Below are 14,875 nucleotides of genomic sequence, written 5' to 3' on the forward strand. Positions count from 1 at the left end.
AATGAAGCTTGCCTTTATCTGTACAGAAAAGCTGCCGGCGCCCGCAGTACGCGGCGGCGCTATTCAAATGATGATTGACGGTGTCACGCCCTATTTCAGCAGCAGGTACAACCTGACCATTTTTTCAATAGAAGATCCATCGCTCCCAAAAAGAGAAACAAAAGACGGCGTACATTATATCCATCTGCCAAAAGAACATTACCGCGAGGCGGTAGCCGAAGAGCTGCGAGCCTCTTCCTTTGACCTCATTCATGTGTTCAACAGGCCTTTAAATGTCTCTTTATATAAAAAAGCCTCACCAAACAGCAAGATCGTTCTGAGCCTGCATAACGAAATGTTTTCTGAAAAAAAGATGACCTTCGCGCAAGGAAAAGAAGTACTCGACAATGTCTCCATGATCACAACTGTTAGCGAATTTATTAAACAAACCGTCATTGAACGTTTCCCTGAAGCCGAGGACATCACAAAAGTTGTGTATTCCGGCGTTGATTTAAACTCTTATCCGCCCGTCTGGACGATGAAAGGCTCGGCTGTCAGAAAAACATACCGGAAAAAATACGGTATTGAAGATAAAAAAGTTATTTTATTCGCCGGCCGCTTAAGCCCAACAAAAGGACCTCACCTTCTCATTCACAGCATGAGAAGGATTTTGCAGCAGCACCCTGATGCTGTATTGGTCATAGCAGGCGGGAAGTGGTTCAGCGATGACAGCGAAAACCAATATGTAACCTATCTGCGCACGCTGGCGCTGCCATACAGAGACCACATAATCTTTACAAAATTCATTCCCGCAGACGACATCCCAAACCTTTTTCTGATGGCAGATGTATTTGTGTGCAGCTCTCAGTGGAACGAACCCCTCGCCCGTGTGAATTATGAAGCAATGGCGGCCGGCACGCCCTTAATTACCACAAACCGGGGCGGAAACGGTGAAGTCGTAAAACACGAAGTCACCGGCCTTGTCATCGATAGCTACAACAAACCTTCTTCATTTGCAAAAGCAATTGACAGAGCCTTTACAGATCAAGAATTAATGAACAAAATGACAAAAAACGCCCGACAGCATGTAGAAGCTTTATTTACCTTTACCCATGCTGCCAAAAGGCTCAATACTGTTTACCAATCCGTTCTGACCCCGAAAAACAAACAATTTCCGCCGCCTTTTCTGACGCAAAATTTTGATTTATCATCTATCAATCAGCTTTTTGTGAAAGCAAAAACATAAAACCTACAGCTCGTGTTGCAAAACGGGCTGTTTTTTTGCTGCAGAGAACTTAAAAAAAGGCATAAATGTGACTTTATGCCTTGCGCTTTACAGTTTGAGAAAACCATGGAGCTGGTTTAGATTCACTTGGAAGAATGATGATTTCCACTCTAGCTTCTTCAGCTAACTCTGGTTCTTCATCTTCATCCTCTTCTTCATATGGGGGCACTGAGCGTTTCGAATCACGCTCCTCCTCAGGCTCTAGAGTGGTTTCGAATTTTGTTTCTTCTTCATCATCGACGATTTTGTGATCTGTTTCCTTTTCCTTCGTTTCTTTTTGATATTCTTTCGGTGCATTGATGTGAGGGAGCTCTCGAATGCTGCCCACATCTAAATGCTTCTCCTCTTCTTCCTTCTCAGTTGAGATTGAGTCATGAGCCTGCCATCCCATCGGTCCAGGCGGTGTAAATACGAATTGGTCGAGATCCAGTTTAGAAATAGAGGCTTTTTGTCTCGATGACCTCATGTCAATTCGCCTCCCGATACGCTTTTATCTTTTTATACAGTTCCGGCAGTTTATCCAAAAACGAATCTTTAGATTCTTCAACAGAAATCATGTTTTGCAGCGCCCAGTTATACTTCTCATCTGACCATGTTTTCTTTTGCTTCAAATAATATTTGTGCCCAATTGCACAGAACAAATGCGGAAACGCGAGATCAATCCAAAGTACCTCGTACTGTTTTTCTGTGAGCGGATACACTGCGTCGTAGGCCGCAAGCAGTGCAACCATGAAATCAGTATCCCATACAGAAAGCTTAACCATCACTTTATTCAGCAGAATACGAAGGTCTCTTGACGGCAAATCGTAGGTAATCGAGTGAAGCTCCTTTAAAAAAGGCTCCCCTTCGATCTCTGTCAAACGTGCCAATGTAAAATCCTGAAAACAGAATCCGCCATGCTCGAGCGTCTCTTTTGTCCAGGTTTCGTATTCTGAGTCGTCAAGCGCTCTGAGAGCTTCTTTTCCTCTTGCCAGCATTTTATCAGCATGTTTTAAGAAAGTTTGCGAAAATACGTCATCAGGATAGGATGCTGCGATCTGCATATTCCCTTCAAGTTCCTGCAGCTTCCAACGGTACAATTTGTGCCATTTTCCCAGCCTGCTTCTCTTCTTGCTTTCATCTGTGCAAACATATCCTTTTGAGGCATGATGAAAATGGCCGGCAAATGACATGACTTTTTTCATTTGCTCTGCATCATAGTAAATCATTTCTTTTCCTGTCACTTTGTCATATAAGCTGTAAGAAACCTGATCCGTGCCCAAGCAGCTACCGCCATTTTTTGTTTGATGAATCGGCGCTATCGGCAGCCCTTTCTCTTGTAAATGGGCGTGTGCCTGAGTGATAAAAAGCATCCGCTCCGGTTTCATTTGCGCTTCTTTTAGCAGCTTTGGGCCATGATCAGTTTCGACTTCCCAGATTTTGCGCCCGCTTTTGTTCGATTTCAGCGCCACATGGTCGATATGAAACGGATAATAACTGAGAATTTCGGACACAATCTGTTCTTCATGCTCTTTTTGGTACACTCTGTTCACCCCTTCTATCTGTTCTTTTCATAGACGCTGAGCAGATTTTCAGCCACCCTCTGCCAGCCGAATTTGTTTTCTGCCTCGCGGCGGCTGTATTTCCCAAGCCGTTCCCGCTTTTCCGAGCTGCTCAGCAAATCATTGATACGTTCGGCATATTGTTTAGGATTTTCAAAGTCATGAATGATGTAGCCGTTTTTCCCTTCCTCTATGACCTCTGGATTGCCTCCCCGATTGCTTGTAATAATAGGAAGTCCCGCAGCCATCGCTTCATAATGCACCCTTGCTAAAGGCTCCTGCCATTGCGAAGAGCATACAAATACATCTGACATGGTATAAAGGCGCGGAATGTCCTTTGGCTTCACAAATTGAATAAATGTGACATGATCCTTTTGCATCGCACCAAGGGTATGAAGATGTTTGACATAGTTATTTAATTCATTATCTCCGAACCATTTTGACCCGATAAACACCATCATGACATCGGGGTGCTCCTCAATGATGTCCGGCAAAGCCTGCAATAATATGTGCGGGCCTTTGACTTTGCTAAGCCGGCCGACAAACAAGACGATTTTTTTGCCGTGAAGCCCCAGCTCGCTTCGCATCTCTTCGCGAGCTCGCTGCCCTTCATTCGTCCAGCGAGGGTGGTACGTTTTTAAATCCACACCGGAATACACCGTTTTTGTTTTTGATCGTGCTGACGGAAAACGGCTTGTGATCGTCTGTCCGATATAATCGCTGACCGTAACAATCTGCGCTACGGAGTCGATGCAAATCTCGCCTTCCGCCTGGCTGATTTTATCGTAAGCGAACATTTCATTGTGAACGCTTAAAATAAAAACAGCATCCGGCGCCTGTTTCTTCAATTTCGGAACCCAGCTTGGGCGATTACAAACATGCACAAGATCAAAACGGCTCTTTTTCAGCTCTGCTCCAACGGCTTCTTCATAACGGTCTCCATCCAAATGCACATAATGGACACCGTCTACCTTCTCTCTATCAGCGAGATTCGGATCTTTAATAGAAAACACAGTCACCTCATGTTTATTGGCAATTAAAGGGGCAACCGCTTCGAGGTAGATTTGAATGGCGCCTCCTCGAACCGATGGGACAGGAAGCTTCTCTGTGGCGATCAGTGCTATTTTCATACATAGCCTCCATTCCTGCATGATTTTTAACTAGTTAGAATCATGATACGGCTGAACAACCAACTTGTGCGGAATGGGACTGCCCTAAAAACAAAACGGGTAAACAACCAGATTCATCTATTAAATATAGTCAAATAACTCAATCATTTTTTCCTTTTGATTCATAAGGTAGGAGTAAAACAGGTAAGGATGTGTCCTTTAATGGCAGAAAACCATGAAGTCATTGAGGAGGGGAATTCATCAGAGCTTCCTTTATCAGCAGAAGATGCAAAAAAATTAACGGAGCTGGCTGAAAATGTGCTTCAAGGATGGGATGTGCAGGCTGAAAAAATAGACGTCATTCAGGGAAACCAGATGGCGCTTGTCTGGAAGGTCCACACAGACTCCGGCGCGGTTTGTCTAAAACGAATACACAGGCCAGAAAAGAAAGCGTTGTTTTCCATTTTCGCGCAGGACTATTTAGCAAAAAAAGGCATGAATGTTCCTGGCATACTCCCAAACAAAAAAGGCAGCCTATATTCCAAGCACGGCTCATTTCTATTTGTCGTATATGACTGGATCGAAGGAAGGCCGTTTGAGCTGACTGTAAAGCAGGACTTGGAGTTTATCATGAAAGGCCTTGCTGATTTTCATACAGCTTCCGTCGGATATCAGCCGCCAAATGGCGTTCCCGTATTTACCAAATTAGGTCGCTGGCCGAATCACTACACGAAACGATGCAAACAGATGGAAACGTGGAAGCTGATGGCGGAGGCGGAAAAAGAAGATCCTTTCTCACAGTTTTATCTTCAGGAGATAGATGGCTTTATTGAAGACGGGCTGCGCATCAAAGACCAGCTTTTGCAGTCGACCTATGTTCCATGGACTGAACAGCTGAAAAAAAGCCCTAACCTTTGCCACCAGGATTACGGAACCGGAAATACACTCTTAGGGGAAAATGAACAGATTTGGGTCATTGACTTAGATACCGTTTCATTTGATCTGCCTATTCGCGATTTGCGCAAAATGATTATTCCGCTTTTGGATACGACGGGCGTTTGGGATGAAGAAACATTTAATGTCATGCTGAACGCATACGAATCCAGAGCCCCATTAACTGAAGAACAAAAACAAGTCATGTTTATTGATATGCTGTTTCCTTACGAGCTTTACGATGTCATTCGCGAAAAATACGTCCGCAAGTCTGCTTTACCGAAGGAAGAATTAGAATCAGCTTTTGAATATGAACGCATTAAAGCAAACGCATTGCGGCAGCTTATTTAAGACCATCATTTCCCCCGCATATCGGGGGTTTGATCTTTATAAGATAAAGGGTAATTAAATACATGCGGAGGTTGCAAATATGAAAAAGATTGTCGGCGCTTTAGCCGTTTTTGTGATTACATATGCGCTGTTTTCAGCCGCAGGCTACCTGTTTCCTGTGGACCAAGAATGGTACAATTCATTGAAAAAACCGGACTGGACGCCAAGCGGAACTGCGATCGGCATCATTTGGGCCATCCTGTATGCCCTGATCTCCCTTTCAGCAGCCATTGTATATGCTGCGTTTTCATTTAAAGGTGCGAAAAGCTTTTGGTTTACACTTTTGATAAATTACGTGTATCCTTTACAATCAATTCAATGAATCTGTGAACAAAAAAAGCCGCTTATACAGCGGCTTTTTCACATCATCGGCTTGATGCCCCAAATGTCCTTCGCATATTCCCGGATCGTGCGGTCGCTGGAGAAATATCCAGAATGAGCAATGTTTACAATCGAACGCTCAGACCATTTCCTTCGCTCCCGATAATCAGCTTGAATTCGCTCCTGTGCATCTGCATATGAGCTGAAATCCTTCAGCACAAAATACTCATCATTATGCGGAAGCAGCGAGTCAAAGATCGATTCAAATTCATCTGCCTCTCCTTCAAAAAAACCATTGATCAACTGATCCGCTACCTGCCTGATTCTTCTGTCATGCTGATAATATTCCCTCGATCTATAGCCGCCGTTTTCCTGATACGATAGAACTTCATCCGCCTTTAAGCCGAACGTGTAAATACAATCAGGGCCCACCCGCTCAAGGATCTCGATATTTGCGCCGTCATGCGTGCCGATCGTCAAAGCCCCGTTCATCATAAACTTCATATTCCCTGTACCAGACGCTTCCTTGCTTGCGGTTGAAATTTGCTCACTTACGTCTGATGCCGGAAAAATTCGCTCAGCCATAGAAACTCTATAATTTTCTAAAAAAACAACTTTGATCAGCTGTTTGACTGCCGGATCATAATTGACTTTTTCTGCGACAGAATGGATCAGCTTAATGATTTTCTTGGCATAATAATAGCTTGGTGAAGCCTTTGCCCCGAAAATAAAGGTTTGCGGGTAGATTGAAAACCCGGCGTCCTCCTTGAGGCGGTTATACAAATACATAATGTGAAGAACATTCAGCAGCTGCCGTTTATATGCATGAAGCCGTTTCACCTGTACGTCGAATATGCTGTCAGGGTTCACAACCACCCCGGCCGTGCAAAAAATCAAATCGGCAAGCTCTTGTTTTTTCTTGCTTTTGTTGTTTTGAAACTGTTCAATAAATGCAGGATCAGTGGCGTACGGTTCTAAACGGATCAGTGATTCCGGCTGTTTGACCCATTCATCGCCGATCGCCTCTGTAATGATGGCAGACAAGCCTGGATTCGCTTTTAACAGCCAGCGCCTGTGGGCAATTCCATTCGTCTTATTGTTAAAACGATTCGGAAACAGCAAGTGAAAGTCGCGCATCTCCCTTTCCATTAATATATCGGAATGTATTTTTGCAACGCCATTTACACTGTAACTGCCTACTATGGCCAGATGAGCCATTTTGACAACACCATGCGCTGTAATCGCCATGTCCTCTATCCTTTTCCAGTCTCCCGGATACTTTTCCCAAACTGCGCGGCAAAACCTCTCATTGATCTCTTCAATAATCATGTACATTCGCGGGAGCAGCGGCTTAAACAAATGAATCGGCCATTTCTCGAGCGCTTCTGACAATGTTGTATGATTTGTATAAGAAATCGTATGTACAGTGATATGCCAAGCTTCTTCCCAGCTCATGTTCTCTTCATCGAGCAAAATCCGCATCAGCTCAGGCACCGCAAGCGCAGGGTGAGTGTCATTAATATGAATGCTCACTTTTTTATGCAGGCCGGATAAAGATTTATGTGTTTTTCGGTAATTGTTCACAATGCTTTTTAAGCTTGCGCATACTAAAAAATACTGCTGCTTCAGCCGTAAAATTTTCCCCTCATCATGGGTGTCATCGGGATATAAGAATTCAGAAACCGCTTCTGTTTCCCGCTTATAAGACAAAATATTACCGCCGTGATAATGCGCATAGGGCTCGGCGTTCCAGAGCCTTAACGTGTTGACAGTGCCCGTTTCATAGCCGATGACCGGGATATCATAAGGAACAGCGGTAACAATTGTCGCTTGTTCGTGGCGAAAATGCAGGCGCCCGCTTTTTTCTGTCATATGGACTTCGCCCCAAAACGGCACGTCAACTGCTTGATCCGCATTCCTTACTTCCCATACGTTCCCGTTTTTCAGCCATTGCTCAGGCAGCTCCACCTGATGCCCGTCTACAATTTTTTGCTCAAACAAACCATGCTTATAACGTATGCCCATGCCGTGCCCAGGCAGGTTCAACGAAGCAAGCGAATCTAAAAAGCAAGCGGCCAAGCGCCCAAGTCCGCCATTGCCGAGACCTGCATCGTTCTCTATCTGAAGGATCTCCTCTAAATTGATGCCGATTTCCTTTAAACCAGCTTCTACAACATCACGAACACCAAGATTCATTAAGTTTTGCTCAAGGAGCTGACCGAGCAGAAATTCGATTGATAAATAATATGTCTGCTTCCCGGAATTTGATCTGCTTTTTTCATTCGTTTCGATCCAATCAGCGCTGATATACTCTCTGACCATATTGCCCAACGTTTTATATTGATCCAGCTTGGCAGAATCTTTAAAGCTTTTTCCGCACGTCATTTCCAGACGCTTTAAAAATAAGTCTGCAAAGCGTTCTTTACTCGAGAACATCCCGTCCACTCCTTGTCACCTGCTCGAAAATACGCTGATACTCTTTAGCCGACTTCCCCCAGCTGTAATCTGCATTCATAGCGGTCTTCACGATGCTCTTCCATACATCCTGTTGGCAATAAAACGACAGCGCCCTTTCTATCGTAAATTTCAGATCATGCGCATTAAAGGCGGAAAACGTAAAGCCATTGCCCGTTCCCTCTTCCTCCTGATAGGCACGGACAGTGTCGTAAAGACCGCCCGTTTCCCTGACAATCGGAATGGCGCCATATTGAAGAGCAATGAGCTGCCCCAAACCGCACGGCTCAAATTTCGACGGCATCAAAAACATATCAGAGCCCGCATAAATTTGATGGGCTAGCGGCTCATCAAACCCGATATAAGCCCGGCACTTCTCATGAAAAGCAAATTCTGCATACCGGAAATAATCTTCAAATTCACGTTCTCCTGTGCCTAGCACAACCAGCTGTATGTCTTGCTCCTCAAGAAGTTCGTGCATAATTCTGCGGACAAGATCAAGCCCCTTTTGTTTAGTGAGCCTTGTCACCATACTGATCAGCGGAATATCGTTTTTCTCTGGAAGCCCCATCCGCTGCTGAAGCTTCGTTTTGTTTTCCAGCTTGCATGCAAGATCCCCTGAATCGTATTGCGCCTCTATATAAGGGTCGCTTTTCGGCTGATAGAACGTATCATCAATGCCATTTAATATGCCGGTTACATCATCTTCCCTATATTGCAAAACCTGTTCCAACTGCTCACCATAATACGGCGTCATGATTTCATTTCTGTAAGTGGGGCTCACAGTTGTCACATGATCAGCCGCAATGATGCCCGCTTTCATAAAATTAACAAATCCGTTGCATTCTAACCTTTCATAATGAAAATGATCCATCTCAAGACCCAGCAAGTCATGTGTGACATCAGGAGGGAATATGCCTTGAAACTGCAGGTTGTGGATCGTGAGCACGCTTTTCATCCGTTCATAAAAAGGATGTTTTCTGTACTCCTCTTTCAGCAAATAATTGACCATCGCTGTATGCCAATCGTGAGTATGAACAATATCGGCTTGAACATTCACAACTTTGGCAGCCTCCAGCACAGCTCTTGAAAAAAAGGCAAACCGCTCACCGTCATCATAATGCCCGTACAACGAATCCCTGTTGAAATAGTACTCATTGTCGATGAAGTAATAATTCACATCATTCTCTGCCATATGTTCAATTCCGCAATATTGCTGCCGCCAGCCGACAGCTACGGTACACTCAGCCTGTTTTTTCATACGCTTTTTCCACGGTTCAGGTATTTGGCTGTACTTCGGCAGCATCACAGCTACCTCATTGCCTAATCGCGCAAGCGCCTTTGGCAGAGCACCTGCTACATCGGCAAGACCTCCTGATTTCACAAATGGGGTGCATTCTGACACAGCAAATAATATCTTCAAGAATTCATCAGCTCTCCTTGCACCAAACCTTTTCTTAATACAAGCGGCTGCTCAGCTGTTCCTACAGCTTCCGTCGCCTTGCCGATTTTAACGTCCTTATCCGAAATGACCTGCTCAAGAAGACAATCCTCGCCAATCTGCGTTTTTTGCATAATAATACAGTTTTTCAGCTTCGTACCCTTTCCGACATGGACCGCCCTGAACAAAATGCAGTTTTCAACCTCTCCTTCAAGCACACAGCCGTTTGCCACCAAAGAATTTTTGACAGTGCTGTGCTTTCCGTATTTCGTAGGCGGCTCATCCTTCACTTTTGTATAGATAGGCTGCTGCGGCAAAAACACCTGCTGCCAAAAACGAGGCTGAATGAGCTCCATACTGTGGGTATAATATTTTTCCACCGAATCAATGACAGCGGCATAACCTGAATATTCATAAGGGCAAATGGTCAGGGCGGAAGATTCCTTTTCAACAGCCTCCTGAATGGTTTTATAGCCTTTTTCGCTATGTCCGTAGATCAGATCCTTTAAAAGCGTTGTTGACATGATATAGATTTGCAGCGACTGGCCGTCCTGAAATACCTCGGTGACGTCGCAGCCAACCTCCTGATGGCGTTTCAGCACATATTGAAATTGAATGTTGCATACGGTATGGCTGTTGGAGATTACAGCATATTGCTGAGTGCTTCTGTGGAAGTAATCTAGATGGTCCGAAAACTGGCGAAAGGAACCGAATTCATCGTATTCGTGATGAAGATGGGGAGACGGGAAAAAAAAGAGGCCGTCCTTTTTCCGGTGCAAATCCCATTCCTTACCCGCCCCAAGGTGATCCATGAGCGAACGGTAACGATACTTCGGAAAAATTGCAACACTCCTAATATCCGCATTCACCATGTTGGAAAGCATAAAATCAATCAGTCGGTACCTGCCGGCAAAAGGGATCGCCCCGAGCGACCGCTGTGCTGTTAAATCCTGAAGAGAATGCTTATATGTGGTTTCATCTATAACACCTAACATTTGATTATTGAACACTGACTCTGCCCCCTCTTCAGTAATTAAATCAATTCTTTTTCTACAAATTCCTCTGAAACGAGCAGCACCTCTTCAATGTCTTTTTCGGAGCGAATCACTGCGCCATCCGGCAGCACCATCCCATTAGGAACAATGGCATTTTCAATGACTACATGCTCCCCAATCGTCACATCCGGCATTATGACGGATGATGTAACAGTCGTATGCTTACCAACAGTCACACCTTGAAAAAGAACGGAGTGAGACACATTTCCATATACAACACAACCTTCGTTCACAAGCGAATCTTGAACCTGCGCATCAGATGAAATAAATTGCGGAGGCTGATTTGGATTGACGGAGTAAATTTTCCATTTGCGTTCAAACAGCTTCAGCTCCGAGTCCTCTTTTAACAAATCCATATTGGCTTCCCACAAGCTCTGCACCGTTCCGACATCCTTCCAATATCCCTTGAACGGATAAGCAGAAAGCTTCTTTTTCTCTTCCAAAAGCAGAGGAATAATGTCTTTGCCGAAGTCGTGGCTAGAATAAGGGTTTTGATCGTCCATCTCAAGATACTGTTTCAAAAGCGGCCAATTGAATATATAAATTCCCATTGAGGCAAGATTGCTCTTAGGGAATTTGGGCTTTTCATCAAAATGTGTGATCGTCCCATCTGGATTGGCCTTCATGATGCCGAACCGGCTTGCTTCCTCCCAGCCCACTTCGATGACAGAGATGGTCACATCTGCTTTCTTTTCAATGTGATAATCAAGCATTTTGCCGTAGTCCATTTTGTATATGTGATCTCCTGATAAAATCAGTACATACTCAGGATCATACTGATTCAAATAATTGAGATTTTCATAAATGGCGCTTGCCGTCCCTTTATACCATTTGACTTCTGATGACTCGGCATAAGGAGGTAAAACCGTCACGCCGCCATTATATCTATCCAGATCCCATGCACTGCCGATCCCAATATAGGAATTCAGCTCAAGCGGCTGATATTGCGTTAAAATCCCGACTGTGTCTATGCCTGAATTAGAACAGTTGCTTAGGGTAAAATCAATAATCCTGTATTTTCCCCCGAAAGATACAGCCGGTTTGGCCATATTTTTTGTTAATCTGCTGAGACGGCTGCCCTTCCCGCCGGCAAGGAGCATGGCTACACATTGTTTTTTCATCTTTTTATCTCTCCTCTTTTTTTAACCGCCCGTAAAATCGAGATACCGTAAGGGGGGATGGTCATCGTGATATAACACGGTTTATGATGAAGTGCTCCCTTTTTGGCCGATAATGGCTTTTTGTTGATTTGCCCTGAGCCTCCATATGTTTCACTGTCACTGTTAAGCACTTCAATGTATTGAGTAAAAAAAGGAACTCCAACATCATATTGATGATAGACCACGGGTGTAAAATTACAAATGATGACAAGCGCCTCACCGTGCTTTTTGCCATAACGAATAAAAGAAAAGATTGATTGTTCGTCATTATGGACATCAATCCATTCAAACGATTGTGCACGATGGTCATGCTCATAAAGGATTTTGCTTTTTTGGTAAAAGCGGAGAAGATCTTGCGTAAAAACGCTGGCTTTCTGATGCATGGGGAAGGAGTCCAAAAACCAATCAAGCTGTTCTGTATCTTTCCATTCATCAAATTGGGCAAACTCTGATCCCATAAAGATCAATTTCTTTCCGGGATGCACTGTCATATAGCCAAGCAAAAGCCGATACTGGGCAAATTTCTGCCAGTAGTCGCCAGGCATTTTATTAAGAAGTGATTTTTTTCCGTATACGACTTCATCATGAGAAAACGGCAATACAAAATGTTCACTAAACGCATATAGTAATGAAAAAGAGATAAGCTGATGACAATGCCGCCTTTCTTCGGGCGGCGTCTCCATGTATTTCAGTACGTCATTCATCCATCCCATATTCCATTTATAATGAAAACCAAGCCCCCCTTCCTCAACGGCACCTGTCACTTGAGGCCATTCTGTAGAATCTTCCGCAATCATCATCACATGGGGATATGCCTCTCTCATGGTTTGATTGAGTTTTTTTAAAAACTCAACAGCATATGGATTCGTGTGGCGTTCATCCTGATTTGGCCAATACAAGATATTAGCCACTGCATCAACCCTAAATCCATCTATATGATAGAATTCCGCCCAGTACAACGCATTCGAAATTAAAAAACTATGAACTTCCGGTTTTCCCAGGTCAAAGTTTGCCGTGCCCCATAACCAGTTCTCCCGATCACGTTCTTCTTTGTATTCATAAAGCGGTTCTCCATCAAACATATAGAGTCCATGTGCATCTTTACAAAAATGTCCGGGGACCCAATCCAAAATGACTCCGATATTTTGTTGATGACATTCATCAACAAACTTCATCAGATCATGCGGCGTGCCAAACCTGCTTGTCGGGCTGTAATACCCCGTTCCTTGGTATCCCCATGAACGATCATATGGATGCTCATACACCGGAAGCAGTTCAATATGGGTAAACCCATGCTCCTTGATATAAGGGATAAGCGTCTGACTTAATTCTTTATAGGAATAATGCCTGCCATCAGAATGCTTCTTCCAAGACCCAAGATGCAGTTCATAAATGAAAACAGGTTTTTCATACAGCGTCTTAGCCTTCTGTTTCTTTTGCCATTTTTGATCTTGCCAGCTGTACCCTTCCAAATCGTAAGTAAGTGACGCTGTGTTTGGTCTGACTTCTGAATAAATAGCGTATGGATCTGCCTTCAGCCTGATCTCACCGTTATTCGTCACGATTTCATATTTATATCGTTCCTTTTCTCCTAAACCTGGAATAAATAACGTCCAAATACCACTATCATTCACTCTGTGCATCACATGCTCTTCTCCAGACCAGCTGTTAAAATCTCCAGCCACTCGTACTTCCGACGCATGAGGCGCCCACACACAGAATTCATATCCGCTTTTGCCATTCAGCTCGCGGTAATGCGAGCCAAACAGCTGATAGCTTTCAAACAGACTGCCTTCGTGAAAAAGATAAACATCATGTGCTGTCGGGCTGGCAGCGGCCATGTAATCATCCTTTCTGACATCATAGTTTTCATTTATAGTATTTATTCGAAGAAATAAAAAAAAGCCCTTTGCTGAAAGCGCTTATACTTATAGACAATTAACTTCATTTTCTGAAGAAAAACGAAATATATGGAGATTTTTGTAGTCTGCTTTTAAAATAAAGAACAAAATCTAAGACATATCATGATTTAGAAAACAAAAAAACCTTGCAGGATATGCAAGGCTTCTGGATGACCCGTACGGGATTCGAACCCGTGTTACCGCCGTGAAAGGGCGGTGTCTTAACCGCTTGACCAACGGGCCGATAATTATTATATCTGTAATCATATGGCGGAGAAGGAGGGATTTGAACCCTCGCGCCGCTTACACGACCTACACCCTTAGCAGGGGCGCCTCTTCAGCCACTTGAGTACTTCTCCATTTGGCTCCACAGGCAGGATTCGAACCTGCGACCGATCGGTTAACAGCCGATAGCTCTACCACTGAGCTACTGTGGAATACAAAAGTCATGGTGGGCCTGAATGGACTCGAACCATCGACCTCACGCTTATCAGGCGTGCGCTCTAACCAGCTGAGCTACAGGCCCATGACGATATAGAAATGGAGCGGGTGATGGGAATCGAACCCACGACATCAGCTTGGAAGGCTGAGGTTTTACCACTAAACTACACCCGCAATTTTTATTTGGGGCGATTGATGGGAATCGAACCCACGAATGCCAGAGCCACAATCTGGTGCGTTAACCACTTCGCCACAACCGCCAAAATATATTGATAAATGGTGGCTCGGGACGGAATCGAACCGCCGACACACGGATTTTCAGTCCGTTGCTCTACCAACTGAGCTACCGAGCCTAAGTATTTAAATGGCGGTCCGGACGGGACTCGAACCCGCGACCTCCTGCGTGACAGGCAGGCATTCTAACCAACTGAACTACCGGACCATTTTAAAATTTGGTTGCGGGGGCAGGATTTGAACCTGCGACCTTCGGGTTATGAGCCCGACGAGCTACCGAACTGCTCCACCCCGCGATGATTAGGAATATGTATGGCGGAGGAAGAGGGATTCGAACCCCCGCGGGCTTTGACACCCCTGTCGGTTTTCAAGACCGATCCCTTCAGCCAGACTTGGGTATTCCTCCGTATAGTGGTGGACCTTGTAGGACTCGAACCTACGACCGGACGGTTATGAGCCGTCTGCTCTAACCAACTGAGCTAAAGGTCCATTGGTAGCGGCGGAGGGGATCGAACCCCCGACCTCACGGGTATGAACCGTACGCTCTAGCCAGCTGAGCTACACCGCCAAATATTTTTTGAAATCAAGTGGAGCCTAGCGGGATCGAACCGCTGACCTCCTGCGTGCAAAG

General features: G+C 44.6%; 10 protein-coding genes, 13 tRNA genes and 1 pseudogene (1 of these 24 only partly in view). 3 read left to right on the top strand and 21 right to left on the bottom strand.

Annotated elements, in window-relative coordinates; translation table 11 throughout:
- Position 1: 1 nt before the first annotated feature.
- Complete coding sequence (locus tag MKY10_RS16275; protein WP_339225955.1) at positions 2–1,225, top strand: glycosyltransferase family 4 protein; 1,224 nt, start codon at positions 2–4, stop codon at positions 1,223–1,225.
- A gap of 73 nt (positions 1,226–1,298) precedes the next feature.
- Here MKY10_RS16275 and MKY10_RS16280 read toward each other — a convergent pair whose 3' ends face one another.
- From MKY10_RS16280 to cotSA, 3 genes are read right to left on the bottom strand one after another with little or no spacing between them, the layout of a single operon-like run.
- Positions 1,299–1,730, bottom strand: a complete 432-nt coding sequence (locus tag MKY10_RS16280) for a hypothetical protein (protein ID WP_015251375.1) — start codon at positions 1,728–1,730, stop codon at positions 1,299–1,301.
- Position 1,731: 1 nt separating this feature from the next.
- Complete coding sequence (gene cotS / locus MKY10_RS16285; RefSeq protein WP_003229031.1) at positions 1,732–2,787, bottom strand: spore coat putative kinase CotS; 1,056 nt, start codon at positions 2,785–2,787, stop codon at positions 1,732–1,734.
- A 14-nt stretch (positions 2,788–2,801) separates the two neighbouring features.
- Positions 2,802–3,935, bottom strand: a complete 1,134-nt coding sequence (gene cotSA / locus MKY10_RS16290) for a spore coat protein CotSA (RefSeq protein WP_038427868.1) — start codon at positions 3,933–3,935, stop codon at positions 2,802–2,804.
- 189 nt (positions 3,936–4,124) lie between these two features.
- Between cotSA and cotI the strand changes: the two genes are divergently transcribed.
- Positions 4,125–5,198, top strand: a complete 1,074-nt coding sequence (gene cotI / locus MKY10_RS16295; RefSeq protein ID WP_015251374.1) for a spore coat kinase CotI — start codon at positions 4,125–4,127, stop codon at positions 5,196–5,198.
- A gap of 79 nt (positions 5,199–5,277) precedes the next feature.
- Positions 5,278–5,535 (top strand): annotated as a pseudogene (locus tag MKY10_RS16300) (tryptophan-rich sensory protein); the annotation flags it as partial.
- Between the two features lie 62 nt (positions 5,536–5,597).
- Here the strand turns inward: MKY10_RS16300 and glgP are convergent.
- The 18 genes from glgP to MKY10_RS16390 form a co-directional block, all read right to left on the bottom strand.
- A complete protein-coding gene (glgP, locus tag MKY10_RS16305; RefSeq protein WP_041352273.1) occupies positions 5,598–7,994 on the bottom strand; it encodes a glycogen phosphorylase GlgP in 2,397 nt (798 codons plus the stop codon).
- Entirely contained in the window at positions 7,981–9,435 is a 1,455-nt protein-coding gene (glgA, locus tag MKY10_RS16310; protein ID WP_003246015.1) for a glycogen synthase GlgA, read from the bottom strand. Before glgA ends, glgP begins: the two co-directional genes overlap by 14 nt.
- On the bottom strand, positions 9,432–10,463 hold the full coding sequence (gene glgD / locus MKY10_RS16315; protein ID WP_015251371.1) for a glucose-1-phosphate adenylyltransferase subunit GlgD: 1,032 nt from the start codon (positions 10,461–10,463) through the stop codon (positions 9,432–9,434). Before glgD ends, glgA begins: the two co-directional genes overlap by 4 nt.
- A gap of 23 nt (positions 10,464–10,486) precedes the next feature.
- A complete protein-coding gene (locus MKY10_RS16320; protein ID WP_015251370.1) occupies positions 10,487–11,629 on the bottom strand; it encodes a glucose-1-phosphate adenylyltransferase in 1,143 nt (380 codons plus the stop codon).
- Complete coding sequence (glgB, locus tag MKY10_RS16325; RefSeq protein ID WP_015251369.1) at positions 11,626–13,509, bottom strand: 1,4-alpha-glucan branching enzyme; 1,884 nt, start codon at positions 13,507–13,509, stop codon at positions 11,626–11,628. Before glgB ends, MKY10_RS16320 begins: the two co-directional genes overlap by 4 nt.
- A gap of 231 nt (positions 13,510–13,740) precedes the next feature.
- Positions 13,741–13,812 (bottom strand) — tRNA-Glu (locus MKY10_RS16330).
- A gap of 25 nt (positions 13,813–13,837) precedes the next feature.
- Positions 13,838–13,928: transfer RNA gene (locus MKY10_RS16335), tRNA-Ser, on the bottom strand.
- Between the two features lie 3 nt (positions 13,929–13,931).
- Positions 13,932–14,006: transfer RNA gene (locus tag MKY10_RS16340), tRNA-Asn, on the bottom strand.
- Between the two features lie 12 nt (positions 14,007–14,018).
- Positions 14,019–14,095 (bottom strand) — tRNA-Ile (locus MKY10_RS16345).
- 15 nt (positions 14,096–14,110) lie between these two features.
- Positions 14,111–14,184: transfer RNA gene (locus tag MKY10_RS16350), tRNA-Gly, on the bottom strand.
- A 10-nt stretch (positions 14,185–14,194) separates the two neighbouring features.
- Positions 14,195–14,270, bottom strand: a tRNA-His gene (locus MKY10_RS16355).
- Positions 14,271–14,287: 17 nt separating this feature from the next.
- Positions 14,288–14,363, bottom strand: a tRNA-Phe gene (locus MKY10_RS16360).
- A gap of 12 nt (positions 14,364–14,375) precedes the next feature.
- A tRNA-Asp gene (locus tag MKY10_RS16365) sits at positions 14,376–14,452 on the bottom strand.
- Between the two features lie 11 nt (positions 14,453–14,463).
- Positions 14,464–14,540: transfer RNA gene (locus MKY10_RS16370), tRNA-Met, on the bottom strand.
- A gap of 17 nt (positions 14,541–14,557) precedes the next feature.
- Positions 14,558–14,650: transfer RNA gene (locus MKY10_RS16375), tRNA-Ser, on the bottom strand.
- 6 nt (positions 14,651–14,656) lie between these two features.
- Positions 14,657–14,733: transfer RNA gene (locus MKY10_RS16380), tRNA-Ile, on the bottom strand.
- 2 nt (positions 14,734–14,735) lie between these two features.
- Positions 14,736–14,812, bottom strand: a tRNA-Met gene (locus MKY10_RS16385).
- Positions 14,813–14,832: 20 nt separating this feature from the next.
- Positions 14,833–14,875, bottom strand: a tRNA-Ala gene (locus MKY10_RS16390); it runs 30 nt beyond the window's last position.

The sequence above is a fragment of the Bacillus sp. FSL P4-0290 genome (assembly GCF_037975435.1).
In the GTDB taxonomy this organism is placed as follows: Bacteria; Bacillota; Bacilli; order Bacillales; family Bacillaceae; genus Bacillus; species Bacillus subtilis.

What these genes read in the sequence shown, in the direction of transcription:
- MKY10_RS16275 (WP_339225955.1), top strand. Translation starts at nt 2, where the DNA reads ATGAAGCTTGCCTTTATCTGTACAGAAAAGCTGCCGGCGCCCGCAGTA.
- MKY10_RS16280 (WP_015251375.1), bottom strand. Translation starts at nt 1,730, where the DNA reads ATGAGGTCATCGAGACAAAAAGCCTCTATTTCTAAACTGGATCTCGAC.
- cotSA (WP_038427868.1), bottom strand. Translation starts at nt 3,935, where the DNA reads ATGAAAATAGCACTGATCGCCACAGAGAAGCTTCCTGTCCCATCGGTT.
- cotI (WP_015251374.1), top strand. Translation starts at nt 4,125, where the DNA reads ATGTGTCCTTTAATGGCAGAAAACCATGAAGTCATTGAGGAGGGGAAT.
- glgP (WP_041352273.1), bottom strand. Translation starts at nt 7,994, where the DNA reads ATGTTCTCGAGTAAAGAACGCTTTGCAGACTTATTTTTAAAGCGTCTG.
- MKY10_RS16320 (WP_015251370.1), bottom strand. Translation starts at nt 11,629, where the DNA reads ATGAAAAAACAATGTGTAGCCATGCTCCTTGCCGGCGGGAAGGGCAGC.
- glgB (WP_015251369.1), bottom strand. Translation starts at nt 13,509, where the DNA reads ATGGCCGCTGCCAGCCCGACAGCACATGATGTTTATCTTTTTCACGAA.